This is a genomic window from Bradyrhizobium ivorense, from assembly GCF_900696085.1.
Taxonomy (GTDB): Bacteria; Pseudomonadota; Alphaproteobacteria; order Rhizobiales; family Xanthobacteraceae; genus Bradyrhizobium; species Bradyrhizobium ivorense.
Window position 1 is genome coordinate 1,189,423 of the sequence record NZ_CAADFC020000016.1, and the last position, 25,374, is coordinate 1,214,796.

Annotated in this window: 29 protein-coding genes; 11 read left to right on the forward strand and 18 right to left on the reverse strand. The window is 65.6% G+C overall.

The genetic code is table 11. From position 1 onward, the window contains the following. Nucleotides 1-71: 71 nt before the first annotated feature. Entirely contained in the window at nt 72-1,355 is a 1,284-nt protein-coding gene (locus CI41S_RS25500; protein WP_139862050.1) for a glycerate kinase type-2 family protein, read from the forward strand. Between the two features lie 133 nt (nt 1,356-1,488). Here CI41S_RS25500 and CI41S_RS25505 read toward each other — a convergent pair whose 3' ends face one another. Continuing rightward, nucleotides 1,489-2,007, reverse strand: coding sequence for a MarR family winged helix-turn-helix transcriptional regulator (locus CI41S_RS25505; protein WP_139862051.1), 519 nt, complete (start codon nt 2,005-2,007; stop codon nt 1,489-1,491). A 184-nt stretch (nt 2,008-2,191) separates the two neighbouring features. Here CI41S_RS25505 and CI41S_RS25510 point away from each other — a divergent pair, with 184 nt between their 5' ends. Genes CI41S_RS25510 through CI41S_RS25520 form a run of 3 tightly spaced genes read left to right on the forward strand, consistent with a single transcriptional unit; the run spans nt 2,192 to nt 5,733 of the window. Then, nucleotides 2,192-3,232 (forward strand): branched-chain amino acid ABC transporter permease, encoded by a 1,041-nt coding sequence (locus tag CI41S_RS25510; RefSeq protein ID WP_172628187.1) that lies wholly within the window; start codon nt 2,192-2,194, stop codon nt 3,230-3,232. Nucleotides 3,233-3,235: 3 nt separating this feature from the next. Then, nucleotides 3,236-5,005, forward strand: coding sequence for a branched-chain amino acid ABC transporter ATP-binding protein/permease (locus CI41S_RS25515; RefSeq protein WP_139862052.1), 1,770 nt, complete (start codon nt 3,236-3,238; stop codon nt 5,003-5,005). After that, a complete protein-coding gene (locus CI41S_RS25520; RefSeq protein WP_139862053.1) occupies nt 5,002-5,733 on the forward strand; it encodes an ABC transporter ATP-binding protein in 732 nt (243 codons plus the stop codon). Before CI41S_RS25515 ends, CI41S_RS25520 begins: the two co-directional genes overlap by 4 nt. A 308-nt stretch (nt 5,734-6,041) precedes the next feature. On the opposite strand, the gene CI41S_RS25525 is transcribed toward CI41S_RS25520, so the two are convergent. From CI41S_RS25525 to CI41S_RS25570, 10 genes are all read right to left on the reverse strand, one after another. Next, on the reverse strand, nt 6,042-7,193 hold the full coding sequence (locus CI41S_RS25525; protein WP_139862054.1) for an ABC transporter substrate-binding protein: 1,152 nt from the start codon (nt 7,191-7,193) through the stop codon (nt 6,042-6,044). 87 nt (nt 7,194-7,280) lie between these two features. Beyond that, entirely contained in the window at nt 7,281-7,700 is a 420-nt protein-coding gene (locus tag CI41S_RS25530; RefSeq protein WP_139487017.1) for an acyl-CoA thioesterase, read from the reverse strand. Between the two features lie 30 nt (nt 7,701-7,730). After that, nucleotides 7,731-8,492 (reverse strand): SDR family NAD(P)-dependent oxidoreductase, encoded by a 762-nt coding sequence (locus CI41S_RS25535; protein ID WP_139862055.1) that lies wholly within the window; start codon nt 8,490-8,492, stop codon nt 7,731-7,733. 34 nt (nt 8,493-8,526) lie between these two features. Beyond that, on the reverse strand, nt 8,527-10,398 hold the full coding sequence (locus CI41S_RS25540; RefSeq protein ID WP_139862056.1) for a feruloyl-CoA synthase: 1,872 nt from the start codon (nt 10,396-10,398) through the stop codon (nt 8,527-8,529). Beyond that, the gene (locus tag CI41S_RS25545; RefSeq protein ID WP_139862057.1) at nt 10,395-11,186 is read right to left on the reverse strand and encodes a crotonase/enoyl-CoA hydratase family protein; all 792 of its coding nucleotides are present in this window, start codon (nt 11,184-11,186) and stop codon (nt 10,395-10,397) included. Before CI41S_RS25545 ends, CI41S_RS25540 begins: the two co-directional genes overlap by 4 nt. 410 nt (nt 11,187-11,596) lie before the next feature. Beyond that, complete coding sequence (locus CI41S_RS25550; RefSeq protein ID WP_139862058.1) at nt 11,597-11,956, reverse strand: hypothetical protein; 360 nt, start codon at nt 11,954-11,956, stop codon at nt 11,597-11,599. 98 nt (nt 11,957-12,054) lie between these two features. Then, nucleotides 12,055-12,516, reverse strand: coding sequence for a DUF3237 domain-containing protein (locus CI41S_RS25555; RefSeq protein WP_139862059.1), 462 nt, complete (start codon nt 12,514-12,516; stop codon nt 12,055-12,057). A 4-nt stretch (nt 12,517-12,520) separates the two neighbouring features. Beyond that, complete coding sequence (locus CI41S_RS25560; RefSeq protein WP_430642158.1) at nt 12,521-13,837, reverse strand: TRAP transporter large permease; 1,317 nt, start codon at nt 13,835-13,837, stop codon at nt 12,521-12,523. Between the two features lie 6 nt (nt 13,838-13,843). Then, a complete protein-coding gene (locus CI41S_RS25565; RefSeq protein ID WP_139487023.1) occupies nt 13,844-14,410 on the reverse strand; it encodes a TRAP transporter small permease in 567 nt (188 codons plus the stop codon). A gap of 121 nt (nt 14,411-14,531) precedes the next feature. Next, the gene (locus CI41S_RS25570; protein WP_139487024.1) at nt 14,532-15,566 is read right to left on the reverse strand and encodes a TRAP transporter substrate-binding protein; all 1,035 of its coding nucleotides are present in this window, start codon (nt 15,564-15,566) and stop codon (nt 14,532-14,534) included. 284 nt (nt 15,567-15,850) lie between these two features. Between CI41S_RS25570 and pobA the strand changes: the two genes are divergently transcribed. Continuing rightward, nucleotides 15,851-17,020, forward strand: a complete 1,170-nt coding sequence (gene pobA, locus CI41S_RS25575; RefSeq protein ID WP_139862060.1) for a 4-hydroxybenzoate 3-monooxygenase — start codon at nt 15,851-15,853, stop codon at nt 17,018-17,020. Between the two features lie 184 nt (nt 17,021-17,204). Here pobA and CI41S_RS25580 read toward each other — a convergent pair whose 3' ends face one another. Continuing rightward, nucleotides 17,205-17,591: a DUF6632 domain-containing protein gene (locus CI41S_RS25580; RefSeq protein WP_139862061.1), complete on the reverse strand. Its 387-nt coding sequence runs from the start codon at nt 17,589-17,591 to the stop codon at nt 17,205-17,207. A gap of 295 nt (nt 17,592-17,886) precedes the next feature. Between CI41S_RS25580 and CI41S_RS25585 the strand changes: the two genes are divergently transcribed. Beyond that, nucleotides 17,887-18,354: a PaaI family thioesterase gene (locus tag CI41S_RS25585; RefSeq protein WP_139862062.1), complete on the forward strand. Its 468-nt coding sequence runs from the start codon at nt 17,887-17,889 to the stop codon at nt 18,352-18,354. Nucleotides 18,355-18,417: 63 nt separating this feature from the next. Here CI41S_RS25585 and CI41S_RS25590 read toward each other — a convergent pair whose 3' ends face one another. Continuing rightward, entirely contained in the window at nt 18,418-19,311 is an 894-nt protein-coding gene (locus CI41S_RS25590; protein WP_139862169.1) for a LysR family transcriptional regulator, read from the reverse strand. A 120-nt stretch (nt 19,312-19,431) separates the two neighbouring features. Between CI41S_RS25590 and CI41S_RS25595 the strand changes: the two genes are divergently transcribed. Continuing rightward, nucleotides 19,432-20,061, forward strand: a complete 630-nt coding sequence (locus CI41S_RS25595) for a pyridoxamine 5'-phosphate oxidase family protein (RefSeq protein WP_139862063.1) — start codon at nt 19,432-19,434, stop codon at nt 20,059-20,061. Between the two features lie 61 nt (nt 20,062-20,122). Here the strand turns inward: CI41S_RS25595 and CI41S_RS25600 are convergent, their stop codons facing one another. Both CI41S_RS25600 and CI41S_RS25605 read right to left on the reverse strand, forming a co-directional pair. Beyond that, on the reverse strand, nt 20,123-20,854 hold the full coding sequence (locus CI41S_RS25600) for a glutathione S-transferase family protein (protein WP_139862064.1): 732 nt from the start codon (nt 20,852-20,854) through the stop codon (nt 20,123-20,125). A gap of 62 nt (nt 20,855-20,916) precedes the next feature. Further along, a complete protein-coding gene (locus CI41S_RS25605; protein WP_139487029.1) occupies nt 20,917-21,150 on the reverse strand; it encodes a hypothetical protein in 234 nt (77 codons plus the stop codon). Nucleotides 21,151-21,367: 217 nt separating this feature from the next. Between CI41S_RS25605 and CI41S_RS25610 the strand changes: the two genes are divergently transcribed. The 4 genes from CI41S_RS25610 to CI41S_RS25620 all read left to right on the forward strand — a co-directional run bounded on the left by CI41S_RS25610 (nt 21,368) and on the right by CI41S_RS25620 (nt 23,073). Next, complete coding sequence (locus tag CI41S_RS25610; RefSeq protein ID WP_139487030.1) at nt 21,368-22,066, forward strand: helix-turn-helix transcriptional regulator; 699 nt, start codon at nt 21,368-21,370, stop codon at nt 22,064-22,066. Continuing rightward, a complete protein-coding gene (locus CI41S_RS25615; RefSeq protein ID WP_139862065.1) occupies nt 22,066-22,383 on the forward strand; it encodes a YkgJ family cysteine cluster protein in 318 nt (105 codons plus the stop codon). Before CI41S_RS25610 ends, CI41S_RS25615 begins: the two co-directional genes overlap by 1 nt. A gap of 157 nt (nt 22,384-22,540) precedes the next feature. Then, a complete protein-coding gene (locus CI41S_RS43665) occupies nt 22,541-22,684 on the forward strand; it encodes a hypothetical protein (protein ID WP_172628188.1) in 144 nt (47 codons plus the stop codon). Between the two features lie 65 nt (nt 22,685-22,749). After that, a complete protein-coding gene (locus CI41S_RS25620; protein WP_139487032.1) occupies nt 22,750-23,073 on the forward strand; it encodes a hypothetical protein in 324 nt (107 codons plus the stop codon). Nucleotides 23,074-23,113: 40 nt separating this feature from the next. On the opposite strand, the gene CI41S_RS25625 is transcribed toward CI41S_RS25620, so the two are convergent. The 3 genes from CI41S_RS25625 to CI41S_RS25635 all read right to left on the reverse strand — a co-directional run. Then, on the reverse strand, nt 23,114-24,022 hold the full coding sequence (locus CI41S_RS25625) for a LysR family transcriptional regulator (protein WP_139487033.1): 909 nt from the start codon (nt 24,020-24,022) through the stop codon (nt 23,114-23,116). 203 nt (nt 24,023-24,225) lie between these two features. Next, on the reverse strand, nt 24,226-24,624 hold the full coding sequence (locus CI41S_RS25630) for a hypothetical protein (protein WP_139862066.1): 399 nt from the start codon (nt 24,622-24,624) through the stop codon (nt 24,226-24,228). Between the two features lie 391 nt (nt 24,625-25,015). Continuing rightward, nucleotides 25,016-25,374: transposase (locus CI41S_RS25635; RefSeq protein WP_139862067.1), on the reverse strand; the 359-nt coding region annotated here is incomplete at its 5' end.

Here is a 25,374-nt window from a genome sequence, read left to right on the forward strand (position 1 = left end):
CAAAGCGGGAAAGGGAACCCTGCAGCTCGCAATTCAGCCCTCGCCGTGCCTCCGCCTCCGTGAGTATTGCCATGACCGACCGACGTCCCCTGCTGCGTTCGATCTTCGATGCCGCGGTTGCGGCCGCGCATCCCGATGTCGTGCTGGCGTCACGGCTGCGCCCGGTGCCGAAGGGCCGCATCATCTGCCTCGCCGCCGGCAAGGGCGCCGGCGCGATGGCCGCAGCCGCCGAGCGGCATTATCTCGACGCGCTCGGCCTCGCGCCGTCGCGGCTGGTCGGCATCGCCACCACCCGCCACGGCCACGGCGTGCCGACCCGGCGCATCAAGGTGGTCGAGGCCGGCCACCCGGTGCCCGACGAGGCCGGCCTGCGCGCCGCCGACGACACGCTGCGGCTCGCCACCGAGGCGACGCCTGACGACCTGCTGCTGGTGCTCTTGACCGGCGGCGGCTCGGCGAACTGGATCGCACCGGTCGAGGGCATGACGTTCGCGCAGAAGCAGCAGGTCAACCGCGCGCTGCTGCGCTCCGGCGCACCGATCGGCGAGGTGAACACGGTGCGCAAACACCTGTCGCGCATCAAGGGCGGCCGGCTGGCCCGCGCCGGCCAGCGCGCCGCCGAGATCGTCACGCTCGCGATCTCGGACGTGCCGCATGACGATCCCTCCGCCATCGCCTCGGGGCCGACGGTGCCTGATACGACCACGCTCGGCGACGCCGGTGCGCTGGTCGCAAGATACAATCTCTCGATCGACGACGCCGTCCGCCGCGCGCTCGACGATCCCGGCAATGAGAGCTGCAAGCCCGGCGATAGCGCCTTTGCCCGCGCGACCTTCGAGCTGCTGGCGAAGCCGAAAGCCTCGATCGATGCCGCGGTCAAGGTCGCGCACGATGCCGGCTACGAGACCATCGCGCTCGGCGCCGATCTCGAGGGCGAGGCGCGCGATGTCGCCGCCGCGCACGCCCAACTCGCGCTCAAGGCCCGCAGCGAAGGCCGGCGCGTTGCGATCCTGTCCGGCGGCGAACTCACGGTGACAGTGCGCGGCAACGGCCGCGGCGGCCCCAACCAGGAATACGCTTTGGCGCTGGCCGGCCTGCTCAAGGACACACCTGACATTTCGGCGCTCGCCGCCGACACCGACGGTGCCGACGGCGGCGCCGGCAGCGCCACCGATCCGGCGGGCGCGATGATCGACGAGACGACATTTGCGAAGATGCAGTCGCTCGGGCTGGATCCCAAGGCGTATCTTGCGAACAACGACGCCACGGGATTTTTCGCGCAGACCGGCGACCTGTTGCTGACGGGCCCGACGCTGACCAATGTCAACGACGTGCGCGTGATCTTGGTGGACTGATTCCTGCCGTCATTGCGAGCGCCAGCGAAGCAATCCATCGCGCCGCTTGCGGAGATGTGGATTGCTTCGCTGGCGCTCGCAATGACGGGGAAAGGGCTGCGACGCCCCGGAATGACGCGGCGAGGGCGGAGGCTCAAAACTCCTGCGCGAGCTTGGCCAGCATCTCCAGCAGCGCGGCGTGGTTGGCGGGGCCGAGGACCTCGATCAGCCGCGCCTCGTGCTTGTTGGCGACCAGCTTCTTGGCGCGCGCCAGCACCGCGCGGCCCCGGTCGGTCAGCACCAGAATGTGCGAGCGGCGATCGTTGGCCGAGCGCATCCGCGCGCAAAGGTCGCGGCTCTCCAGCGCGTCGAGCATGGCGACGAAGTTCGGCCGGAGGATGCCGAGCGTGTTGGCGATTTCGGTCTGGTTGCGGCCGGGGTTCTTGTCGAGCAGCAGCAGCACGGAGAACTGCGCCGGCGTCAGCTGCAGCGGCGCGACGCAGCGCAGAAAGTCCTCGAACACCTTGAGCTGGGCACGCTTCAGCGAATAGCCCAGCAGGCCGGACAGTTCGCCCAGTTGCAGCATGCCGTCGTCCCCGGCAGGATCGACCGGTTCCCTGCGCAGGGAGCGCTGTGGCCGGACGGCATCGGAGGCGGTCTTGGAAACTGTCATTCGCTCGAGGCTCGCAATCCCGCTAGAAGGATTCCCCGTGCGCGACGTTTGGGGACCTTGAGATTATATTCGATAATTGTTATCAACTATACCAAATATCGGCAGCTTTCAACAGCCGATATCGGCCGGCCCGGCCGCCACAACCGGTGGCGGTGGTCCGACGCTGAAGGGGGAGCGCTCGGCCTTGAACACAACGATCATGCTGTTCCTGCTGCAGGATGGCATCACCAACGGCGCGGTCTACGCGCTGCTCGGGCTGGCCCTCGTGCTGGTGTTCGCGGTCACGCGCGTGATCCTGATCCCGCAGGGCGAATTCGTCACCTATGGCGCGCTGAGCTACGCCATGCTGGCCACCGGGCAGGTGCCCGGCACGGTGAAGCTCGCGGTGGCGATGGGCGTCGTCGCCTTCGGCCTCGACCTGTTCTTCGCGCGCAAGGCGCTGCATGCGCGGCTGGTGCTGCGCTCGGTCGCGCTCAACATCGTCTTCCCCGTCGCGCTGCTCGCCCTCACCTATGCGCTGGTCGGCCGCAACACGCCGATCGCGATCAACATCGCGCTGGCGCTCTTGATCGTGGCGGCGATCGGGCTGTTCCTCTATCGCATCGCGTTCCAGCCGATCGCGCACACCTCGGTGCTGGTGCTGCTGATCGCCTCGGTCGGCTGCCATCTGGCGCTGCAGGGCCTCGGGCTCGTGTTCTTCGGCGCCGAAGGCCTGCGCGGCCCGGCGCTGTCGAACGCGGCGGTGTCGGCGGGTCCGCTGCGCTTCACCGGCCAGAGCCTTGCGGTGTACGGCCTGACGGTCGCCTTCATCGTCGCGCTGTGGCTGTTCTTCGGCTACACCAAGACCGGCAAGGCGCTGCGCGCCACCGCGGTCAACCGGCTCGGCGCCCGCCTGGTCGGCATCCGCACCACGCTGTCGGGCCAGATCGCGTTCCTGCTCGCCTCTGTCATCGGCGCGATCTCCGGCATCCTGATCGTGCCGATCACGACGCTCTATTACGACACCGGCTTCTTGATCGGCCTGAAGGGTTTTATTGCCGCGATCATCGGCGGCCTCGTCAGCTATCCCCTCACCGCGGTCGCCGCCATCCTGGTCGGAATCGTCGAGGCGTTCTCCTCGTTCTACGCCAGCAATTTCAAGGAAGTCATCGTGTTCTTCCTGATTATCCCGGTCCTGGTGCTGCGCTCGCTCGCGGCGCCCGCGGTCGAAGAAGAGAAGGACTGAGCGGTGTCGCAGCGGCTTCCTCTCATCATCTTCACGCTCGCGATGGCGGTAATCCCGCTGATCCCGGGCATCCCGCCGTTCTGGATCGTGCTGCTCGACAATATCGGGCTTGCCGCGCTGGTCGCGATGGGGCTGGTGCTGCTCACCGGCGTCGGCGGCCTCACCTCGTTCGGTCAGGCCGCGTTCTGCGGCTTCGGCGCCTACACCACGGCGGTGTTGACCACCGCCTACGGCGTTTCGCCCTGGCTGACGCTGCCGGCCTCGCTCTTGGTCAGCGGCATCGCCGCGGTTCTGCTCGGCATCGTCACGGTGCGGCTGTCCGGCCACTACCTGCCACTCGGCACCATCGCCTGGGGCATCGGCCTGTTCTATTTGTTCAGCAAGCTCGAATTCCTCGGCCGCAACGACGGCATCTCCGGCATCCCGCCGCTCTCGATCGGCTCGTTCCGGATGCTGAGCCCGGACACGATCTACTACGCGATCTGGATCGCGGTGCTGGTCTCGGCGCTGCTGACCATGAACCTGCTGGACTCCCGCACCGGCCGCGCCATCCGCGCGCTGCGGCGCGGCCATGTCGCGGCCGAGGCGTTCGGCGTGCAGACGCCGCGCGCCAAGCTGCTGGTGTTCATCTATGCCGCAGTGCTGGCCGGCCTGTCCGGCTGGCTCTATGCGCATTTCCAGCGCGCCGCCAACCCGACGCCGTTCGGCGCTCAGGCCGGCATCGAATATCTGTTCATCGCGGTGGTCGGCGGTGCCGGCTATGTCTGGGGCGCGGTGCTCGGCGCCGGCATCGTCGTGGTGCTGAAGGAGGTGCTGCAGAGCTATCTGCCCTACATCTTCGGCGGCCAGAGCCAGCTCGAGACCATCGTGTTCGGCATCATGCTGGTGCTGCTGCTACAGCTCGCGCCGGCAGGCGTCTGGCCGTGGCTGATGTCGCGGCTGCCGTTCAAGCCGGCCCGCAAGACGCCCGATACCTCGCTGAAGCTCGAGCATCCGGCGCGGGCATCCGGCACCTCCCCGGTGCTGCTGCACATCGAGAAGGCGCGAAAACAGTTCGGCGGCGTGATCGCGGTCAACGACGTCTCGTTCGACGTCAACGCCCGCGAGATCGTCGCGCTGATCGGGCCGAACGGCGCCGGCAAGAGCACGACCTTCAACCTGATCACCGGCGTGCTGACCGCGACCAGCGGCAAGATCGCGGTGCTCGGCAAGGAGGTCGAGAACGCGCCGCCGCAGGAGGTGGTCAAGCTCGGCGTCAGCAGGACGTTCCAGCACGTCAAGCTGGTGCCCGACATGACCGTGCTCGAGAACGTCGCGATCGGCGCGCATCTGCGCGGCTCGTCGGGTGCGATCTCCAGCATGCTGCGGCTCGACCGCACTGATGAGGCGCGGCTGCTGGCGGAAGCCGCGCGGCAGATCGAACGCGTCGGGCTGTCCGACCAGATCGACCAGCTCGCGGGCTCGCTCTCGCTCGGGCAACAACGCATCGTCGAGATCGCCCGCGCGCTGTGCGTCGACCCTCAGCTGCTGCTGCTCGACGAGCCGGCCGCCGGCCTGCGCCACATGGAGAAGCAGCGACTCGCGGCGTTGCTGCGGCAACTGCGCGACGGCGGCATGTCGGTGCTGCTGGTCGAGCACGACATGGGGTTTGTGATGGATCTCGCCGACCGCATCGTGGTGCTGGATTTCGGCACCAAGATCGCGGAAGGCGCGCCGGCCGCGATCAAGCGCAACCCCGACGTCATCAAGGCCTATCTCGGAGCCGCCGCATGAGCACGCTGTTGTCGGTCGCCGACGTCCACATCGCCTACGGCAAGGTCGAGGCCGTGCGCGGCGTCTCGCTCGAGGTCGGCGCGAACGAGATCGTCACCATCATCGGCGCCAATGGCGCCGGCAAGACCACGCTGCTCAACGCCATCATGGGCGTGCTGCCGCTGAGGGGCCGCACCAGCTTCGCCGGCACCGACATGGCGCCATCAGACATCGAGGACCGCGTCGCCACCGGGCTCAGCCTGGTGCCGGAGCATCGCGAATTGTTCGGCACCATGAATGTCGAGGACAATCTCGAGCTCGGCGCCTTCCGGATTGCCAAGGCGGTCGCGGCGCAGTCGCTGGAGCGGGTCTACGCGCTGTTCCCGCGGCTGAAGGAGCGGCGCAAGCAGCTCGCCGGCACGCTGTCCGGCGGCGAGCAGCAGATGCTGGCGATGGGCCGCGCGCTGATGGGCGCGCCAAAGCTTCTGATGCTGGACGAGCCGAGCCTCGGCCTCGCGCCGATCATCGTCGCCGACATCTTCCGCACCGTCGGCGAACTCCGCGCCGCCGGCGTCTCGGTGCTGCTGGTCGAGCAGAACGCGCAAGCCGCGCTGCAGATCGCCGACCGCGCCTACGTGATGGAGCTCGGCGAGTTCGTGCTGCAAGGCTCGGCGAAGGACATCGCCTCCAACACGCGGGTGGCGGCGAGCTATCTCGGCTTCCAGCACGAGGGCGAAAGCGCGATCTGAGGGCAGAAATGCGATTCCAGCTGCGGCCGTGTGAGGAAGCCACCGGCGGTAGGGTTCCCTCCCCCCTTGCGGGCGAGGGTTAGGGAGAGGGGTGCCGCACGGCGTGCTTTCGCGATGTGCGCTTCTGCGACGCGACAAAAATTGCAAGAGCAACTCCTCCGTTGGACATCCAGCCCGGGGCTTACCCCTCTCCCCAACCCTCCCCCGCAAGGGGGGAGGGAGCCCGAACAGTGTGCTCTCCTCACTGGTGGAATTAAAAAGCCGGCCACCTTGCGGAGGCCGGCTCGTCTGTCTCGATCCGTGATCGTCTACATCGCCGGGACGTACTTCCCGTCCTTCACCGTCAGCAGGATGCGCGAGCGGTCGTCGAGGCCGTAGCGGTCCTTTTCGGTCCAGTTATAGACGCCTTGCGTGGCGGCGATTTCCTTTTCCGAGATGAAGGCCTGGCGGATCGCCTCGCGGAATTCCGGCGTGCCAGGTTTCGCGGTCTTCAGCGCCGTCGGGACGACGCGCTTCAGCACCTCGAAGGCGTCGTAGGAATGGCCGGCGAACTGGCTGCGGCTGTTGGCGCCGTACTTCGCTTCATAGGCGGTGTTGAGCGCAAGGCCCGGCTTCTTGGTCAGCGCGCTGTCCGGCTGGGTTTCCGGCGACATCACCGGGCCCGAGGCCATGATCACGCCTTCCGCGGCCGCGCCGGCGATGCGGATGAAGTCCATGCTGGCGGCGCCGTGGGTCTGGTAGATCAGGCCCTTGTAGCCGCGCTCACGCAGCGCGGACTGCGGCAGCGCGGCTGCGGTGCCGGAGGCGCCGACCAGGATGGCGTCGGGATTGGCGGCGACCAGCTTCAGCACCTGGCCCGCGACCGAAGTGTCGGGACGCGCAAAGCGCTCCTCGTCGATCATGGTGAGGCCCATCGGCACCGCCTGCGCCTTGAAGTCGTTGACCCAGAGGTCGCCGTAGGAATCCGAGTAGCCGATATAGCCGACGGTCTTGATGTTGTGCGCCTTCATGTGCTCGTACAGCACCTTGCCCATGATCGGAATCGACTGCGGCAGGTCGACCGACCACTTCATGCGCGCTTCGTTGATCGGAAACGGCGCCAGGCCGAAATGCGGAATGCCGGCCTCGTTGGCAACGGTCGACACCGCAATGGTCGGCGGCGTGGTGCAGGAGCCCATGATGATGTCGGCCTTCGACTCGGTGACGAAGCGCCGCGCGTTGGTGGTCGCCGCGGTCGGATCGCCGCCGTCATCGAGCACGATCAGCTTCAGCGGCACGCCGCCGATCTCCTTCGGCACGAAATCGAGCGCGTTGCGCTCGGGGATGCCGAGCGCCGCGGCCGGCCCGGTGGTCGAGATCGAGATGCCGATGGTGATTTCGTTGGTCTGCGCCATTGCCGGCGCGCCCGGCAACGCGATCGCGGCCGCGAGCGCTGCTGCGGCGAGAGTAGACTTCTTCATACATTCCTCCCTGCGGATATGTTTTTGGGTTTAAGCGGTTTTTGCGGGGCAATTCAGCCCCTTCTTTAGGTCATGAGCGGGCACGATTTAGCCCTTCGTGAAGCGGTCGATCATCTCCTGCGGAAACGGTGCCGATTTCAATTTGTCGGGATCGTCGGGATGGCGGCCGACCAGCACCCGCGTCTCGAATGCCTCGATCGCAAGCGCCTCGCCCTTGAACACGCGGTGCGTCACCTCGAAGCTCGAGCGCTTGATGCCGTCGATCCGGGTCTCGATGGTAATCCAGTCGCCATGGGTTGACGGGATGTGGAATTTCGCCCGCGTGTCGACCATGGGAATGCCGACCAGGCCGTATTTGTGCACGAGGTCCTGCTTCGAGAAGCCGGCGGCCTCGAACATGATCGAGGTCGAATCGTCGAACATCGCAAAGTAGCGCGGGTAGTAGACGATGTTGGCGGGGTCGCAATCGCCCCACTGGATCTGCACATCGCGCCGATGAACGAACATCATTGACCTCGATCAGGACCCGATCATGCTCTAGCGCGGCGCCATTCGAAGCGCGGCATCGAGCCGCACCACTTCGCCGTTCAGATAGGGGTTGTCAATCATGTGCAGCGCCAGCGAGGCGAACTCGTCGGCCTGGCCGAGCCGGCGCGGGAACGGGATCGCGGCGGCGAGCGAATCCTGCGCCTCCTGCGGCAGGCCGGCGAGCAGCGGCGTCATGAACAGGCCGGGGGCGATGGTCAGCACGCGGATGCCGAACTGCGCAAGCTCGCGCGCGATCGGCAGCGTCATCGCGACGATGCCGCCCTTCGATGCCGAGTATGCCGCCTGCCCGATCTGGCCGTCATAGGCGGCGATCGAGGCGGTGCTGATCACGACGCCGCGCTCGCCGGTCGCCAGCGGCTCGAGCTTGGACATCTCGGTGGTCGCCAGCCGCAGCATGTTGAACGAGCCGATCAAATTGACCTTGATCACCTTGTCGAAATCGGCCAGGGCCATCGGCCCCTCGCGGCCGATCACCCGTTTTGCGACGCCGATGCCGGCGCAGTTCACCAGCACCCGCGCCGGGCCGTGTGCCTTGGCGGCCTGCGCGACCGCGGCTTCGGCGGCGGCGGCATCGGCGACGTCGCAGACCAGCGCGATGCCGCCGATCTCGGCCGCGACGCTCTCGGCAAGTTTTGCGTTGAGGTCGCAGACCGCGACCTTGGCGCCCTGTGCGGCGAGCCGGCGCGCAGTCGCGGCTCCCAATCCCGATGCGCCTCCGGTGACGATGGCGGCCTGGTCCTTCAACTGCATGACGCTCTCCTCTCAATTCGGTTCAGTTCAAAATTCAGTCCAGTGTCATCACGGATGGCGGCGGTGCTGGCGCATACAGCATCTCGACCACATCAGCGCGATGCTCCAGCACCGCGCGCTGATTGATCGAGCCCTTGTCCGTGACCTCGCCGCGGTCGATCGACAGCGGCGTGTCGAGCAGGATCGCGCGCCTGATCCGGTTCGACGAGCCGGTGGCCCCAGTGAGCACGCGCGCGAAGCGTTCGCGGAAAGCTGCGCGCACCTGCGGATCATTGGCCGCGGCGGCGATGTCGCCGGCCGGCAGGTTCGGATTGATCAGGCGGCAGCCGTCGAGATCGAGGATCACGATCGCGGCGAGTTCATCGCGGTTGAGACCGGCAATCACGACGTCGCGCACCAGCGGCGCGCAGGTGCCGACGAAGCGCGCGCGCAGCGGGCCGACGCTGACCCAGGTGCCGCTCGCCAGCTTGAAATCCTCGGCAATGCGGCCGTCGAAATCGAACCCGGCGTCGAGATCGCCGGCATTCGCGGGCTTCAGCGCGTCGCCGAATTTGTAAAAGCCCTCTTCGTCGAACGCTTTTGCGGTCAATTCGGGCTGCCGCCAGTAGCCCGGCGTGACGTTCGGCCCCCTGGCGCGCACTTCGAGTTTGCCATTGTTCGGCACCAGTTTCGCATCGTTGCCCGACACCGGAAGCCCGACATGGCCGGAGCGGCTGGTCTCGGGGCGCACCGACATGAAGAACGGCGAGGTCTCGGTGGCGCCGAGCCCGGTCAGCATGGGCACGCGATAGCCCTTCTCCTGCATCGCAAGTGCGTCGAGGCTGTTCCAGACGAACGGCGACAGCGCCGCGCCGGAGAAGAACATCGCGTGCAGCCGGCCGAAGAATTTTGCCCGCAGCGCGGCGTCGTCGCGCAGATAGGGCAAGAGCGATTCATAGCCCTTGGGCACGTTGAAATAGACCGTCGGCGAAATCTCCCGCAGGTTTCGCACGGTCTCCTCGATGCCGCCGGGCATCGGCTTGCCCTCGTCGAGATACATCGAGCCGCCGTTGTAGAGCGTCAACCCGATATTGTGGTTGCCGCCAAAAGTGTGATTCCACGGCAGCCAGTCGACGATGACAGGCGGCTCGTCCTTCAGGAACGCCAGCGTCTCGCGCAGCATCACCTGGTTGGCGCAGATCATGCGCTGGGTGTTGATCACAGCCTTGGGATTGCCTGTGGACCCCGAGGTCAGCAGGAATTTGGCGATCGTGTCCGGGCCGATGCCGTCATGCACGGCATCGAGGTGCGGGTGCTCCGGCGTCGCCAAGAGGTCGGCGAGGCGTGTCACGTCGCGGCCGGGCACGGCGCCACGGCTCGCTGCGATCTCGACATCGGCAGCCACATTGGCGCGCAGCGCTTCGGCAAATTTGTCGGCGTCGTCGGCAAACACCAGGCCCGGCGTCAGCAGCTTGATGACGAAATTGAGCTTGCCGTAGTCGCGCGACACCAGCGAATAGGCCGGCGACGCCGGGCAGAACGGCACGCCGGCATAGAGCGCGCCGAACGCAACCAGCGCGTGGTCGATCGAATTGCCCGACAGGATCACCAGCGGCCGCTCCGCCGACAGATTGCGCGCGATCAGCGCGGAAGCGATGCGCCGCGTGGTCTGCAGCAGCTCCGCGTACGTGACCTGCCGCCAGCCGCCACCGGCGGCGCGCTCGGCCATGAACACGCGGTTGGGCTCGGCCGCCGCCCAGTGATGCAGGCGATCGGTGATGCGGACGGGATAGTCGGCGAGCTTGGCCTTCGGCCGCAGATAGATCGTGCCGTCGGCGCGGCGCTCGACCGTGACGGCGGGATTGCCGAACGAGATCGGGCGTAGCGGATGCTCGCCGGTTGCGGAGGCGGACGGCGCGGCGCTCATGTCGGCTTCACCTTGGCGGTCTTGCGGTCGAGGAAGGCGCGAATGCGCTTCTTGGCTTCCTTGTCGCTCTGCGCCACCGTCGCCATCAGCGATTCCATCAAGAGGCCGGTCTGCGGATTGGCCTCGGCGATCATCGGCAGCGCCTGCAGCACGGCGAAATTCGTCAGCGGCGCGTTGGCGGCGACGCGTTCGGCGAGCTCCAGCGCCTTCGGCAGCGCGCCGCCGTCCTCGGTGAGATATTGCGAGAAGCCATAGGCCGCGCCTTCGGTTGCGGAGTAGACCCGGCCGGTCAGCATCATGTCGATCATCCTGGGCACGCCGATCAGGCGCGGCAGCCGCACCGATCCGCCGCCACCGACGAAGATGCCGCGCTGTCCCTCGGGCAACGCGAAATAGGCCGACGGTTCGGCCACCCGGATATGCGCGGCGCAGGCGAGCTCCAGCCCGCCGCCGATCACCGCGCCCTTCAGCGCGGCGATCACAGGCACGCGGCAATATTGCACGCGGTCGAACACCCGGTGCCACATCTGGGAATGCACCAGGCCCTCGGTGGCGTCGCGCTCGCTCAATTCGGAGAGATCGAGCCCGGAGGAGAAATGGTCGCCGATGCCGTGGATCACCACCGCGCCGATTTCGTCGGGAAGGTTGGAAAAGCAGTCCTGCAGCGCCAGGATGATGCCGTCGTTCAGCGCATTGCGCTTGGCGGGACGGTTCAGCCCGACCATCAGCACCGCACCCCGCGTCTCGACCTGGAGCAGCGAGGCGTCACTGGCGGCGGCGTTTCCCATGGCGTTATTGCTTCCTGTTCAGAATAGTTATGTTTTATAACTATTGGGAGCAAAGTCAATACGCAGGGGGCGACGGCAAGTTTGTCGCGCCTCTGTCAGACCCGTCATCCCCGCGCAAAGGCTCCGCCTTTGTCGCTGGAGGCGCACCTCTTGCGAGCCTCGAAGGATCGACGGCCACCGGCCGGGCCGATTCATCCTTCGAGGCTCGCCGAAGAGGCTCGCACCTCAGGATGACGGGTTGGTTAGCTCAGCTCGCTCCGGTGTCATCACCCGCGCATGCGGGTGATCCAGTATTCCAGAGACGGCAGTGCTCGAGCCGAAAGGCCGCGGCGTACTGGATCGCCCGGTCCATGTGCGCAATTGCGCACAGGCCGGGCGATGACAGTGTGGATGGGGACGCAGCTTCGCAGCTACCGGCCGCCGGGCTTTTCGCACGGGTACGTGTCCTGCAGCCCCCACAGCAGCAGGGAGGCGACCAGCCAGTCGCCTTTGGCCGAACGCTTTTCGGCGGACTTGAGCATGATCTCTTCGGTCTGCTCGATGCTCAGCACGAGGGTTTCGGGCATGCAGAACATCTGCTGGCCGCCATGGCTTTTCAGCCAAGCGTTGGACGCCATCATGCCGCCGCGCGCGCCATCCAGGTACATCTGATTGAAGATGCGGAAATTCTCATTCTTCGGGTTGCGATAGGATTCAAGGCGCACATCGACGGCAGCAGCGGGGGCTGCGGTCAGCAGCAAAAGGCATGCCGACATTATCCACTTGGTCATCGCAACGGTTCCTCGCATCGTCCTTGCCGATTGCCGACAGTATACATCTCCCCGCGAGGCGGGAGAGCAGTTTCGGCGACGGACGGAAGGCTGAACGCTCACAACACCTGATGCACGTCGATCACGACACGATCGGCGTGGCGGGCGGCGGAGGCGATGAAGATGTGCTGCATCAGCCAGCGATAGTTTTCGGCGCCGGTTTCGAATTTGGGCACGGTGCGGAAATAGATCAGCTTTGGATCGACAGGCTCGCCGCGCTTCAGCTTCTGCAACAGATCCACCGGCCCGAAGCGGATGCCGCGGTTCTCGACATAAACTACGGCGCCGTCGTCGGTCTCGAAGGCGTATTTTGCCTCGAGCTCGATCAGCTCGTTGGGACGGATGATCTGGAAGTCGGCGCCGAACGGCAGCACCTTGCCGTTGATACCCTCGCCCCTCACCTCGCCGCCGATGATCGGGATGATGCGGCGGACGCCGCTGCCGATGTCGCCGGCCGACGTCACCTCCGCGATCCTGGCGGTGATGGTGAAGACGTAGCGCGTCTGAATCTCTGGAACCATCGGGTCAGCCTATCATCCGCTGCGGCAGCCAGGTCGCGAGCAGCGGGAACAGGATCAGGATCACCAGGCGGATCAAGTCGGTGATCACGAAGGGCAGCACGCCGACGAAGATCGTCGACATGTTGACGTCCTTGATCACGCTCTTGATCACGAACACGTTCATGCCGACCGGCGGGTGGATCAGGCCGAGCTCGACGGTCATCACGATGATGATGCCGAACCAGATCGGGTCGAAGCCGAGCGCGGTGACCACCGGAAACACGATCGGCACGGTGAGGATCACCATCGCCATCGCATCCATCAGGCAGCCGAGCACGAGATACATCAACAGGATCAGCGCCAGCACGCCATAGGGGCCGATGCCGAGCCCGGTGAGGAACGCCGTGACGTTCTGCGGCGTCTGGGTGATGGTGAGGAAATAGCCGAAGCACAGCGCGCCGATCAGCACCGTGAACACCGCGGCCGCCGTACGCGTCGCCTGCAGCAGCGATTGCAAAATGCCGTCCTTGCTCAGCTTGCCGCGCAGGATGCCGATGATGAAGGCGCCGACGGCGCCGACCGCGCCGGCCTCGGTCGGGATGAAGAAGCCGCCATAGAGGCCGCCGATCACGAACAGGAACAGCAATAGCGGCGACCAGACGTCGCGCAACGCGACCAGCCGCTCGCCCCACGACGCTTTCTTGCCCGCCGGCAAAAAGCCCGGCCGGGCCACGCCGATGATGCCGATCGTGATCATGTGCATCAGGATCGCGAGCAGGCCCGGCACCACGCCGGCGATGAACAGCTTTCCGATGTCCTGCTGGGTGATGATGCCGTAGACCGCGAGCACGGTGGACGGCGGCAGCATCGCCCCCAACGTGCCGCCGACCGCGATCACGCCGGTCGCGAACGACTGCGGATAGCCGAAGCGGCGCATCTCGGGATAGGCCACCGCGGAGAAGGTCGCGGCGGTCGCGACCGAGGAGCCGGAGATGGCGGCAAAGCCGCCGCAGGCGCCGATGGTGGCGATGCCGAGCCCGCCCTTCCAGTGCCCGACAAAGGTGTTGGCGGCGCGGAACAGCTCGCGGCTGATGCCGGAGACCGACACGAAGGCGCCCATCAGCAGGAACATCGGGATCACGCCGAACGAATAATCCGTCACCGTGCGCATCGTGGTCTGACCGACCAGTTTGAGCGCCGGCGCGAAGCCGGTGAGGTAGCCGAAGCCGGTGATGCCGACGAGGCCCATCGCCATGCCGACAGGCACGCGCAGCAGCATCAGGACGAACAGGCTGACGAAGCCGACGACGGCGACGGTCTCGGGGCTCAGGTCAAGACTCATCGCCGTCTACTCCGCGGTCTTGATCTTGGCATCATGGATATCTTCCGGATGGAAGATCAGGCGGTAGGTGCGGATCGCGATCAGCAGCACCGCGGAGACGTCGCCGATCCACGACACCAGGAAGAACGGCCAGATCGGCACGCCGAGATCCATGGTGACGATGTGGCCGTTTTTGGTGTCGATCACCTTGTCGATCAGCGTGTAGGTCTGCACCGTCACCACGAACAGCAGCACCAGCGTCGCAAAGATGTCGATCCAGCGCTGGTAGCGCGGCGAGGCGTTGGCCCAGACCAGGTCGACGGTGATGTGGGTGCCGCGATAGCTGGTGGCGGCGATGCCCCAGAAGATCAGGATGCCGAGCAGGAACTGGCCGAAATTGTAATAGTCGGGAATCGTCACCGAAAAGAATTTGCGCATGAACACCGCGGTGAAGGTGTTGAGCGCGACCACGCCGACGAAGAATGCCGCGACCCATTCGATGGAATCGATGAAGCGGTCCATGAAATTCTTGCGCGCCGGCTCGGGTGGGCCGGTGATGACGCCGTCTGGGGAGACTTCGGAATTGGCAGCCATGGGAACGACCGTTGTGAGAAGCCGTCATTCCGGGGCGCTCGCGAACGCGAGCGAACCCGGAATCCGGAGATTGCGGAGCGAGATTCCGGGTTCGCGCTAACGCGCGCCCCGGAATGACAGATCAGATCCCCGCCTCGAACTTCTTCAGCGTGGCCTGCAGATCGGCGTCGACCTTGGCGGCGTCGCCGCCGGCCTTCTTCACCGCCTCGGCCCAGCTGTCGCGCAGCGGCTTGACTGCCTTCTTCCACTCGGCGAGCTGGTCGGCGGTGAGCTGATAGACCTCATGGCCTTCCAGCGCCTTCATCTTGGTGCGGCCATTGGCCTCGAAATCGGTCCAGGGATCGGTGACCTTGGAGGCCCATTCCGGCGAGCAATGCGCGTCGATCACCTTCTTCTGGGCGTCCGACATCGAATTGTATTTGGCGAGGTTCATGTTGTAGGTGAACACCGTCGAATACAGCGGCACGTCCATGTGGTACTTCACCACCTTGTCGATGCCGAACAGGAAGATCGAGCCCCAGGGGAAGGTGATCTCGTCGGCGACGCCGCGCTCGATCGCATCGCGCGATTCCGGCGCCGAGGCCTGCACGTTGGTGCCGCCGAACATCTTCACCATCTCGCCGATCGTGCTCTGCGCCGGGCGCACCTTGACGCCGGAGAGGTCGTTCGGCAGCACGATCTTCTTCTTGCCGTGCAGCGCGCCCGGATCGTGGATGAAGGCGAAGCACAGCTTGGTGTCCTTCATCTCGGTCGGCGCGTATTTGCGATACCATTCGTCGAGCGCCAGCGTGCCCTTCTTGCCGTCGGAGAAGGTGAACGGCAGCTGGCCCGCGGCTGCGATCGGGAAGCGGCCGGGCTGATAGCCGGGATTGACGTAGGTGACGTCGGCGATGCCGTCGCGCGCCATGTCGTAATGGTCGAACGCCTTGCCGAGCTGCTCGGAGGGGAACACGGTGACCTTGATGGTGCCGCCCGAGGCCTTCTCGATGTCGGCGGCCCAGGCCTGCGTCGCCGGCACCAGCGGATGCGCCGGCGGCACCCACAGCGACACCTTCAGATTGACGGTCTTGTCCTGCGCCAAAGCCGGCGTGAAGACCGGGCCGGCGGCCGGCACGACCGAAGCGGCCACGAGCAGCGCCAACAACGATTTCCTCATCGCATCTCCTCCCTCTCCAGTGACGTCGGGCTTCGCGCCCGCTTTAGTTAGTTAACATGTTATCTAATTCGCCCGCGCGATCAAGCCGGAATCTGCCGGACGGACGCCTGGTCGCACCCCGGCCCCCGCCGACTTGCCCCCTGCATCTTGCGCTGCGGCGAACGCATTTCACCCAGCAAATGCGCCTTGCCAAAACTGTTATATGATATAGTTGCCATAGCAAGTTTGACGGTGGCGGGCGGCGGTCATCCGCCGCGAGCCTATCGCATCGGGAGGAGCGGGTATTGCGGACAAAAGTAGCAATCATCGGCGCAGGTCCGTCCGGACTGTTGCTTGGGCAACTACTTCATACTTTCGGCGTAGACAACATTATTCTGGAGCGGCAGACCCCGGATTATGTGCTGGGGCGGATTCGCGCCGGCCTGCTCGAGGAAGGCACAGTGTCGCTGCTCGACCAGGTCGGCGCCGGCGCCCGGCTGCACCAGGAGGGCCTGGTCCATCACGGCGTCGAGCTGGCGTTCGGCGGGGCGCGGCACCGCATCGACATGCATGCGGCGACCGGCAAGACGGTCACGATCTATGGCCAGACCGAGGTGACGCTCGATCTGATGAACGCCCGCAAGGCCGCCGGCCTGACCTCGGTGTATTCGGCGAGCGACGTCAAACCGCATGATTTCGACACCGATCATCCGCGCGTCACTTACGTGAAGGACGGCGTCAGCCATGAAATCGCCTGCGATTTCATCGCCGGCTGCGACGGGTTCCACGGCGTCAGCCGCGCCAGCGTGCCGGCCTCCGCGATCACGAGCTATGAGCGGGTCTATCCGTTCGGCTGGCTCGGCATCCTCTCCGAGACGCCGCCGGTCTCGCCGGAATTGATCTACAACAATCATGAGCGCGGCTTTGCGCTCTGCACCATGCGCTCCAGCCATCGCAGCCGCTACTATGTGCAGTGCCCGCTCGACGATCATGTCGACCAGTGGTCGGACGACCGGTTCTGGGACGAACTGAAGCGCCGGCTCGACCAGAAGGCCGCGGACGAGCTCGTCACCGGCCCCTCGATCGAGAAGAGCATCGCGCCCTTGCGCAGTTTTGTCGCCGAGCCGATGCGGTTCGGCCGGATGTTCCTGGCCGGCGACGCCTCGCACATCGTGCCGCCGACCGGCGCCAAGGGGCTCAACCTCGCCGCCAGCGACGTGCATTATCTGTCGCAGGCGCTGCGCGAATATTACGACGAGAAATCCTCCGCCGGGCTCGACGGCTATTCGGCCCGCGCGCTGGCGCGGGTCTGGAAGGCGGTGCGGTTCTCCTGGTGGATGACCTCGATGCTGCACAAATTCCCCGACGAGGGCGAATTCGCCGCACGCATCCAGATCGCCGAGCTGGATTATCTGGTGAGCTCGAAGGCGGCCTCGACCTCGCTGTCGGAGAATTATGTGGGGCTGCCGTTTTAGGGTTGAGCGGCTCTGATGCCCGACCCGTCATCCCCGCGCAAAGGCTTCGCCTTTGTCGCTGGAGGTGCGAGCCTCTTCGGCGAGCCTCGAAGGATGAATCGGCCACCAGCGGGGCCGTCGACCCTTCGAGGGCCGCTGAAGAAGCGGCCACCTCAGGGTGACGGTGTCAGGAAGCGTGCCCGCTTCACGCCGCAGCCGCCGCCTGCCGCGGCGTCAGCCAGCCCAGAACCAGTGCGATCAGAAACAGCGCCGGGACGTCGCCGACGAGATGGCCGCGCTCGGCGTCATCGGTGATCGCCTGCACCGCCATGACGCCGCCATGCACGATGCTCGACCATACCGTGAACCAGATCAGGCTGCGGTGCTCGAGCGGATTGCGCGCGGCAAACAGCAGGAACACGCCGAGCGTGGCGTAGATGCCGACGATCATCATCGGGTAGTGCGAATGGCCATGCCCCCACGACCAGCCCGACGGCCAGAGCTGGAACAGCGGATAAACCGCGAAGATCATGATCAGGCCGACCGCGACCAGCGCGATGCGAAGACAGGCCAGGCGGGTCTCGGCGGACATAATCTGCTCCAAGGATACGATAGACGGGTGCAATAGACGCTGCGCGGAGGATGTCACAAACGGCGGGCGGAGCCAGTGAATTGCATCACGATTTGGGAGTGCACGGCCACCGGCCGGGCCGTCGACCCTTCGAGGCTCGCAAGGGCTCGCACCTCAGGGTGACGGTGATGGAGCGTGACGGTGATAGAGCACTTTCAAACACATCGGCGAATCCCGTTTAAAACTTTGTAGGCGGTGAAACCGTCATCGACATCGCGTTCAATGCGGGCAACGCAATGAAAGACGTGAGATCGAGATGAGCACCGATGCATCTATCGCCGCCGACGTCCCGCAGGACGTCCCTCAAGGCTTCGAGCCGCTGTTCCGCAAGAGCCCACTCACCGAGCCGTGGGAGCCGCTTTACGCCAGGAAGACCGACAGGGCCGTGATCATCGGCGTGCGGCTAGCGCGGCCGCACACCAACGGGCGCGGGCTGATCCATGGCGGGCTGATCGCAGCGCTCGCCGACAATGCGATGGGCTACAGCTGCGCGCAGGCGACCGGCTGGCGCACCACCTTCGTGACGATTTCGCTGGCGGTCGATTTCGTCGGCACCGCCAATATCGGGCAATGGCTCACGGTGGAGAGCGACGTGATCAAGACCGGCAGCACGATCTGCTTCGCGCAGAGCCTGATCAAGGCCGACGACGTCACCATCGCCCGCGCCAACGGCACCTTTCGCGTGGTGCCGAAGAAGGACGTTGTCGTTCCGGGGCGCGAGTGAAACGAGCGAACCCGGAACCTCGAGATTCCGGGTTCGATGCTGCGCATCGCCCCGGAATGACACTTACCCAAAATGCCAATCGGTGATCTCGGTGACGAGATCGATGAAGGTGCGCACCTTGGCAGAGAGCAACCGCGTCGTCGGGTAGACGATGTGGATCGGCATCGCAGGCTCCTCGAATGCGGCGAGCACGATTTGCAGCCGCCCGGCTTTCAGCGATTCGGCGGCCTGATAGGCCATCACCCGGGTCAGCCCGCCGTCCTGCTCGGCGTACTGGATCGCGGCATCCGAAGAGTTGCTGGCAAAGCGCGGCGTGCTGGCGATGCGGATCTCGCGGCCGTCCTCGACAAAGCGCCAGTCGGGCCCGGCGGCCATCGCGCCGAACTGGATCGTGTCATGATCGGCAATATCCGCCGGCCGCCGCGGCTCGCCGCGCGCCTTGAGATAGCCGGGCGAGGCCACCACGATGCGCCGCATCTCGCCGACATGGCGCGCCACCAGTGTCGAATCCGGCAAATGGCCGATCCTGACCGCGACATCGACGCCGTCCTCGACCAAATTGATGGTGCGGTCGGTCAGGCGCAGGTCGACGCCGACGCCGCCATAACGCTTGAGGTAGGCCGTCACGACCGGGCTGACGTGCAGCCGGCCGAAGCCGACCGGCGCCGAGATCACCAGCCGGCCCTCGGGGCGGGTGCGCTCGCCCTCGACCGCATCCTCCGCCTCCTCGACATCGGACAGGATCCGGCGCGCCCGCTCCAGATAGCGCGCGCCGGCATCGGTCAGCGTCACCTGCCGCGTGGTCCGCTGCAGCAGCCGCGCACCCAGCCGCTCCTCCAGCGCCGCGATCAGCCGGGTCACGGCGGATGGCGAGACGCCGAGCTTGCGCGCGGCGGGGGCAAAGCCCTGCTGGTCGGCCACGGCGACGAAGGCCTGCATGGCATCGAGGCGGTCCATGGACATTATTGCATAATCGGCAACAGTGCAGTGTCAATTCACAAGATTGATTAGAGTATGGAAATGGCCATTTTGGAGACCGAAGGACGACCGTTGTGGCGCCCGTGACGGGAGGCTCAGATGTCAGACGTTCACGCCATTTCCAGCGATATCGCATTCAGCCCGACCGTGAAGGCGATCCAGAGCCGCAAGGGCTCGCGCGACGGCTATGCCGAGATGGAGGCGCGCGGCGGCTTTCGCACCGAGATCGACGAGAACCTTGGGGCCTTCCTCGCGGACGCCAACAGCTTCTATCTCGCGACCGCCTCCGCCGACGGCCAGCCCTACATCCAGCACCGCGGCGGGCCGGCGGGGTTCATCAAGATCGTCGACAAGAACACGATCGCGTTCGCCGACTATGCCGGCAACCGGCAATACATCACCCAGGGCAATCTCGCCGAGAATCCCAAGGCCTACATCTTCGTGATGGACTATGCGCACCGCCGCCGCGTCAAGCTGTGGGGCGAGGCGCGCGTGGTCGAGGACGATCCGGCGCTGACGCGCTCGCTGATGCCGCACGGTTACCGGGCGCGGCCCGAGCAGGTGATCCTGTTCAAGATCGCGGCGTGGGACACCAACTGCCCGCAGCACATTCCGCAGAAGTTCGATGCGGCCGACGTGGCTGCGGCGCTGGCGACACGCGATGCGCGCATCGCCGAGCTCGAGGCCGAACTGGCGGCATTGAAGAGCCAGCCCGCGCCTCTTGTTTGACGCGTTTTCTTCACGCGAACCGGCATCCACTTCGCTCGAAAACGCTCTGGTCGCCAGCGAGCTAGGCCGCTTCCTGCTGCAGCGGCGCCCAACCGAATTCCGGATAATATTGCAGCATCATCCGGTCGACATAGGCGGTGAGGTTGTCGAATTTTTCGACCCGCGCGCGCAGCGGCGAATCGAAGAACGGCGTCAAAATTCCGGCGACCGCGCCGAACGCGGTGGCGTCGGTGCCGCAGGGCGTGTTGCCCATCAGATAGGGCTTGTCGCCGAGCTGTACCGACAGCGCGAACAGCGATCGCACCGCGAGGTCGACATCCTCGTCGGGCGCATGACGGCCAAGGCCGCTGAGCAGATAGTTCTCGGCGACGCGGAACTGGGCGTCCTCGCGCATCTTGTCGCGCAGATGATCGGGCGCACCGTCGAAGAAATGCGCCGGGCCCTTGGCGAAATTCGCGTCGTCGACCCAGCGGGCGCCGACCAGCGCCCAATAGACGTGATGTTCGATCATGCGCTCGAAGGCCCAGGCCTGGGCGCGCGCCTGCAGGCTGAGCGGCGCATCGAAATCGAAACCGTATTTGCCCTCGATATGGGCTCGGATGAAGGTCGAATCGGCGACGGTCTCGCCGTCGTCGGTGATGAACGGCAGCTGGCCCTTGGGCGACGCCGGCGGCCTCGCCTGTTCCTTCCGGTAGTCGAGCCCGGCCATCTTGAGCTGAACCTCGGTCTTGGTCACGAAAGGGCTGATCTCGGGCAAGCCGAAACCCGGGCCAAAACCAAAAAGCGTAATCATTTGAAGCTCCTGATTGCCTGGTCGTGAAATGAGGCTAGCGTGCCCCTGCTGCCACCATGGTGTCAGCAGTAGTGGCATTCACTGCCATAGGCGCGGACCGGAGCGAGGCGGCGAACCGCCTCGCGAACCCGTTTCACCACCCGCGCCCGTCCGTACGCAAAGGCCGCGGCGACCGACCGTGCGAGCAGCACAACCAGGGCCCAGCGCATGTCGCCGGAGGTGGAGTAGACCGTGATCATTTGTTCCAGCGCGAAACCCTGCGCCCGCCGGAAACCGAGTTCATCAAGATTGGTCATGGACAAATTCCCTTCATTTGAGGTGTTGTCCTGGTATAGCCCCCGCCTGCTGCCAACATGCTGTCAGCAGCAGCGCGGCCGGGTGTAAAAAGGCGACGCGCCGCGAGGCCAAAAAGCCTGCCAAGAGGCTCGCCAAAGAGACCCGTCAACAGACCTGCCAGAGCGTGCTGCAAGAGCTTGCTGAAAGATTGCGAAGAGAATTGCGAAGAGAAATGCCATGAGACGCGCCGACCGGCTGTTTCAAATCATCCAGGTGCTTCGCCGCACCCGTAAACCTTTGACCGCGGACGCGATCGCGGCCGAGCTCGAGACCTCGAAGCGCACGATCTATCGCGACATCGCGAGCCTGATCGAGCAGCGGGTGCCGATCCGCGGCGAGGCCGGCATGGGCTACATCCTGGAGAAGGGATTCGACCTGCCGCCCTTGATGCTGACACCCGACGAGATCGAGGCCTGCGTGCTCGGCGCGCAATGGGTGGTCGGCCATGCCGATCCGGCGCTGGCGCGCGCCGCCGAAGACCTGATGGCCAAGATCGCCGAGACCGTGCCGGACCGGCTGCGGCCGTTCGTGCTGGAGCCGGCGAGCCGCGCCCGCTCGGCGTGGAATCGCGAGCCCGACCGCATCGACATGGTGAAGACGCGCAGCCAGATCCACGAGGGCAAGAAGATCACACTCAACTACCGCGACGAGCACGGCCGCGATAGCGAGCGCACGATCTGGCCGATCGCGGTCGGCTATCACGAGGCGGTGCGGCTGCTGGCGGCATGGTGCGAGCTGCGCAAGGACTTTCGCAGCTTCCGCACCGACCGCGTGGTCGCCGCGACCTATCACGACGACAAATATCCTGAACGGCGCGACCTGCTCCGGGCGCGCTGGCGGCGCAGCCTGGTCTGGGAAGCGCCGAAGGTGACCTGATGGCGGCAGACGTGACCGAAGCCGCGGAGCCGAGCCCCTGCCAGTCCTGCGGCGCCTGCTGCAGCTATTCGGAGAACTGGCCGCGCTTCACCACCGAGGACGATGACCAGCTCGACCTGATCCCACCGCAATTCGTCAACGCGCGGCTATCAGGCATGCGCTGCGACGGCGACCGCTGCTCGGCGCTGTCGGGCAAGATCGGCGAAGCGACGCGCTGCGACGTCTACGCAGTGCGCCCGGAAGTGTGCCGCACCTGCATGCCCGGCGATGCCGAATGCGCGATGGCCCGGCGCCGCCATGGACTGCCGGTGATTTAAGGGCCTCGCAGCCGCGCCCATCAGCCCACCCCAAACCGGCCCCAGCCTTCCACAATTGGAAGGGAGCCTTCCGATTGCGCCTCTGTTGGCGGGCGCGCCTCGGCCCATTTTCACCGGGAAGACGCCGCATCGCGGCAGGTCACAAACGGAGGAGAACATGGGTGAGGTTGTCAGATTCATCTCAAAGGCCGAGCGCGAACGTATTCGCCTGATCCAGGAAGCGCGTGCGCACTATGACAGTGTGTTCCCGCCGTCCAATCCGACCGGGCAGCAGCGGGGTCAGGACGAAGACCATTCATAGTCGCCGCGGGCCGATGCTCGGCACGCGCCCGCAGCACATCCGTCGAAAAACCAGAGAAGAGTGTCATGTCTATTCGCAAGGTGGCGATCGCCACCGCGTTCATTGTTGCGTCGCTGACGGCCGCCCGTGCCGAAGGCGTGCGTCCGATCGAGGCCAAGAGCATCGGGCTCGGCGCGGTATCGGGCGTCGCCTACTACACCGCCGAGCGTGACGGGCTTCATGTTGTCACCACCCTTGCCGAGGGCAAGGACGGAACGCCGATCCGTGTCGTGTCGGTTCTCGCGCCGGGTCAGCGCGTGGTGCTCTCGACGCCGCTGGCCGGCGCGGTCGAGATCAGCCGGCAAGGCGACAGCCTGATTGTCCGCAAGGCCACCACCGCCACCAACTGAACATGCGAGGCGCGCCCGCATCGAGCGGCCTCACCAGGTGTCAGCCGCTCTCGTAGCCCAGCCGTTTCCTCAATCGCGGCACGGCGAAATCGAGAAAGGCACGCAGCTTCAGCGGAATCTGGCGTTGAGCGGGATAGATGACGCTGACCGGAATTGGCAGCGGCCAATACGTCTCCAGCAGCGGCAGCAAAGCGCGCGATTTCAGCAGATCCTCGACGAGGTACGAGAACACGCGGACAATTCCGGCTCCAGCGACCGCGGCGGCAACCTCCGCCTCACTCAGGTTCAGGGTGAGACGATACGGCACCGCGACGGACTGCGTGGCCTTGTTGGCGACGAACTCCCAATCGTAGAACGTCCGCGTATGCCCCTCGTGGATGACACAGTCGTGCCTCGCCAGATCGGCCGGCGTTTTCGGCGTTCCGCGCCGCTTCAGATACGCAGGGCTGGCGCAGAGGACATGTCGAATGAGCCCGACGCGCGTTGCGATCATGCTGCTGTCGGGCAATTCGCCGACGCGCACCGCGACATCGACTTGTTCCTCGGCAAGGCTCACCATTCGATCGGTCAGCTGCAGGCGGATGCTGACGTCCGGGAAGGCGTGCTGAAACTCCACGACGATGGGCAGAACATGGGTGCGGCCCAGCACCGCGGGAACGCTGATCGTCAATTCACCCTGCGGCGCGCGAAACTCACCCGACGCGGTGCGCTCGACTTCGGCGATCTCCTCGATGATGCGCCGGCACGACGTGACGTAGCCGCGCCCGGCGTCGGTCAGGACCAGCTTGCGCGGACCCCGATGCAGCAGGCGGACGTTCAGATGCTCCTCGAGCTCGGAAATGCGGCGGCTGACCGTCGCCAGCGGAATGCGGAGATGGCGGCTGGCGGCCGAGAGGCTACCGGTGTCCGCCGCGGTCAGCAGGATGCTCATCGCCTCTAGACGGTCCACGGGCCTTCCTTCCAGCAATGAAAGGGTTACTGCCCAAACCTACTCGATCCTTGGCCGATCTGAGAGGCCAAAATGGCGCTACGCATGGGTCCCGCTCCCGTGCGCAATAGCGCACCAGTCAGGGACGACGGCGACGATGTTGGAAAAGCCGGCGATGTGCGGCTGGTTAGCCGCTGCACCAATCCGGCCCGGCATCAGCTCCGTTAAACCGTCACCGCGTCGCTGACGTCCTCGTCGTCGAACTCGTCGACGATCGGCGCAAAACTCGCGAGCGGCTTGGTCGATAGCGTGATCGGCTTGCGGTGGCTATGCGAGGCGGCGGTGGTGCGGGCCGGCTCGCGCGACAATGCGTAAAGGGTCGAGCCGACGCGGCCGCCGAAATAGATCAGGTCGCGCTCGCTGCAGCTCGACGCAATCGCTAGCGCGAGGGCGTGCAGGTGGCTGCGCTTGTAGCAGAACAGCGCCAGGCGCGCCCGATCGTCGGACGCGACATTGGCGACCAAGAGCGAAAGGCCGTTGGGGTTGGCGCGATACATCTGGCCGAGCAGGTCGTCGGCAACCGGGCAGGCATCGTTCTCGAAGGCGTCGCGGCTTGAAAACATTTGCAAATCCCCCTCGATCGGGAAGATGCCGCGCAATCCTCTAACGAAAGGTTAACCACGGCCTCCGGTCGTCTCCGGGGACGCTTGCGCGTTGCACGCGAATCACATCGCGCCTTTCCCCCGTCATGTATGGACGGCCCCCTGTCGGCAAGGGCTTTCTTGATGTTTCGGCAAGCGGATCGGGGAGCGGTCATGTATACGGCCTCGAGATGCGGCCATTGACCGCGGGCCCTGATGGAGATCGCTGATCGAATTCCAATCATTGCGGCGCGCTGTGACGCGCGATGACGTGGCGGAGTGTTTCGATCCCGGTTTCCTGACCATTTGCCATCACACCTTGATTGCCCTTCCGATAGGAATGAGCGCGAGCGCGGCGGCTGTCGCCCCTCGACTAGGCAGCAGCCGGCGCGCTCGCGCGGTCGCGGTAAGGTTCTCCTTTGACCAGCATGGCCCAGATGATGCGCGCGGTCTTGGCGGCGAAGGCCACCATGGCGACCTTGTAGGGCCGCCGCGCCAGCAAATCACGCAGCCATGGATCGCTGACGCCGCGCGCCTTCTGCTGCCGCAGATGGGCGCTGGCGCCGTTGATGAAGAGCGCGCGCAGCACGCGATCGCCCTGCTTGGAGATGCGGCCTGGGCGATGCTTGCCCCCGGTGCCGTGATCTTTGCCGGTGAGCCCGATCCAGGCGGCAAAGTCCCGGCCGGAGCGGAACAGCTTCGCATCGGGCACTTTGGCCAACACCGTGCTGG

Excerpts from the sequence above, each read along its gene's own strand:
- CI41S_RS25500 (WP_139862050.1), top strand. The coding sequence starts at position 72 with ATGACCGACCGACGTCCCCTGCTGCGTTCGATCTTCGATGCCGCGGTT.
- CI41S_RS25505 (WP_139862051.1), bottom strand. The coding sequence starts at position 2,007 with ATGACAGTTTCCAAGACCGCCTCCGATGCCGTCCGGCCACAGCGCTCC.
- CI41S_RS25520 (WP_139862053.1), top strand. The coding sequence starts at position 5,002 with ATGAGCACGCTGTTGTCGGTCGCCGACGTCCACATCGCCTACGGCAAG.
- CI41S_RS25525 (WP_139862054.1), bottom strand. The coding sequence starts at position 7,193 with ATGAAGAAGTCTACTCTCGCCGCAGCAGCGCTCGCGGCCGCGATCGCG.
- CI41S_RS25530 (WP_139487017.1), bottom strand. The coding sequence starts at position 7,700 with ATGTTCGTTCATCGGCGCGATGTGCAGATCCAGTGGGGCGATTGCGAC.
- CI41S_RS25535 (WP_139862055.1), bottom strand. The coding sequence starts at position 8,492 with ATGCAGTTGAAGGACCAGGCCGCCATCGTCACCGGAGGCGCATCGGGA.
- CI41S_RS25540 (WP_139862056.1), bottom strand. The coding sequence starts at position 10,398 with ATGAGCGCCGCGCCGTCCGCCTCCGCAACCGGCGAGCATCCGCTACGC.
- CI41S_RS25545 (WP_139862057.1), bottom strand. The coding sequence starts at position 11,186 with ATGGGAAACGCCGCCGCCAGTGACGCCTCGCTGCTCCAGGTCGAGACG.
- CI41S_RS25550 (WP_139862058.1), bottom strand. The coding sequence starts at position 11,956 with ATGACCAAGTGGATAATGTCGGCATGCCTTTTGCTGCTGACCGCAGCC.
- CI41S_RS25555 (WP_139862059.1), bottom strand. The coding sequence starts at position 12,516 with ATGGTTCCAGAGATTCAGACGCGCTACGTCTTCACCATCACCGCCAGG.
- CI41S_RS25560 (WP_430642158.1), bottom strand. The coding sequence starts at position 13,837 with ATGAGTCTTGACCTGAGCCCCGAGACCGTCGCCGTCGTCGGCTTCGTC.
- CI41S_RS25565 (WP_139487023.1), bottom strand. The coding sequence starts at position 14,410 with ATGGCTGCCAATTCCGAAGTCTCCCCAGACGGCGTCATCACCGGCCCA.
- CI41S_RS25570 (WP_139487024.1), bottom strand. The coding sequence starts at position 15,566 with ATGAGGAAATCGTTGTTGGCGCTGCTCGTGGCCGCTTCGGTCGTGCCG.
- CI41S_RS25580 (WP_139862061.1), bottom strand. The coding sequence starts at position 17,591 with ATGTCCGCCGAGACCCGCCTGGCCTGTCTTCGCATCGCGCTGGTCGCG.
- CI41S_RS25585 (WP_139862062.1), top strand. The coding sequence starts at position 17,887 with ATGAGCACCGATGCATCTATCGCCGCCGACGTCCCGCAGGACGTCCCT.
- CI41S_RS25590 (WP_139862169.1), bottom strand. The coding sequence starts at position 19,311 with ATGGACCGCCTCGATGCCATGCAGGCCTTCGTCGCCGTGGCCGACCAG.
- CI41S_RS25595 (WP_139862063.1), top strand. The coding sequence starts at position 19,432 with ATGTCAGACGTTCACGCCATTTCCAGCGATATCGCATTCAGCCCGACC.
- CI41S_RS25600 (WP_139862064.1), bottom strand. The coding sequence starts at position 20,854 with ATGATTACGCTTTTTGGTTTTGGCCCGGGTTTCGGCTTGCCCGAGATC.
- CI41S_RS25605 (WP_139487029.1), bottom strand. The coding sequence starts at position 21,150 with ATGACCAATCTTGATGAACTCGGTTTCCGGCGGGCGCAGGGTTTCGCG.
- CI41S_RS25610 (WP_139487030.1), top strand. The coding sequence starts at position 21,368 with ATGAGACGCGCCGACCGGCTGTTTCAAATCATCCAGGTGCTTCGCCGC.
- CI41S_RS25615 (WP_139862065.1), top strand. The coding sequence starts at position 22,066 with ATGGCGGCAGACGTGACCGAAGCCGCGGAGCCGAGCCCCTGCCAGTCC.
- CI41S_RS43665 (WP_172628188.1), top strand. The coding sequence starts at position 22,541 with ATGGGTGAGGTTGTCAGATTCATCTCAAAGGCCGAGCGCGAACGTATT.
- CI41S_RS25620 (WP_139487032.1), top strand. The coding sequence starts at position 22,750 with ATGTCTATTCGCAAGGTGGCGATCGCCACCGCGTTCATTGTTGCGTCG.
- CI41S_RS25630 (WP_139862066.1), bottom strand. The coding sequence starts at position 24,624 with ATGTTTTCAAGCCGCGACGCCTTCGAGAACGATGCCTGCCCGGTTGCC.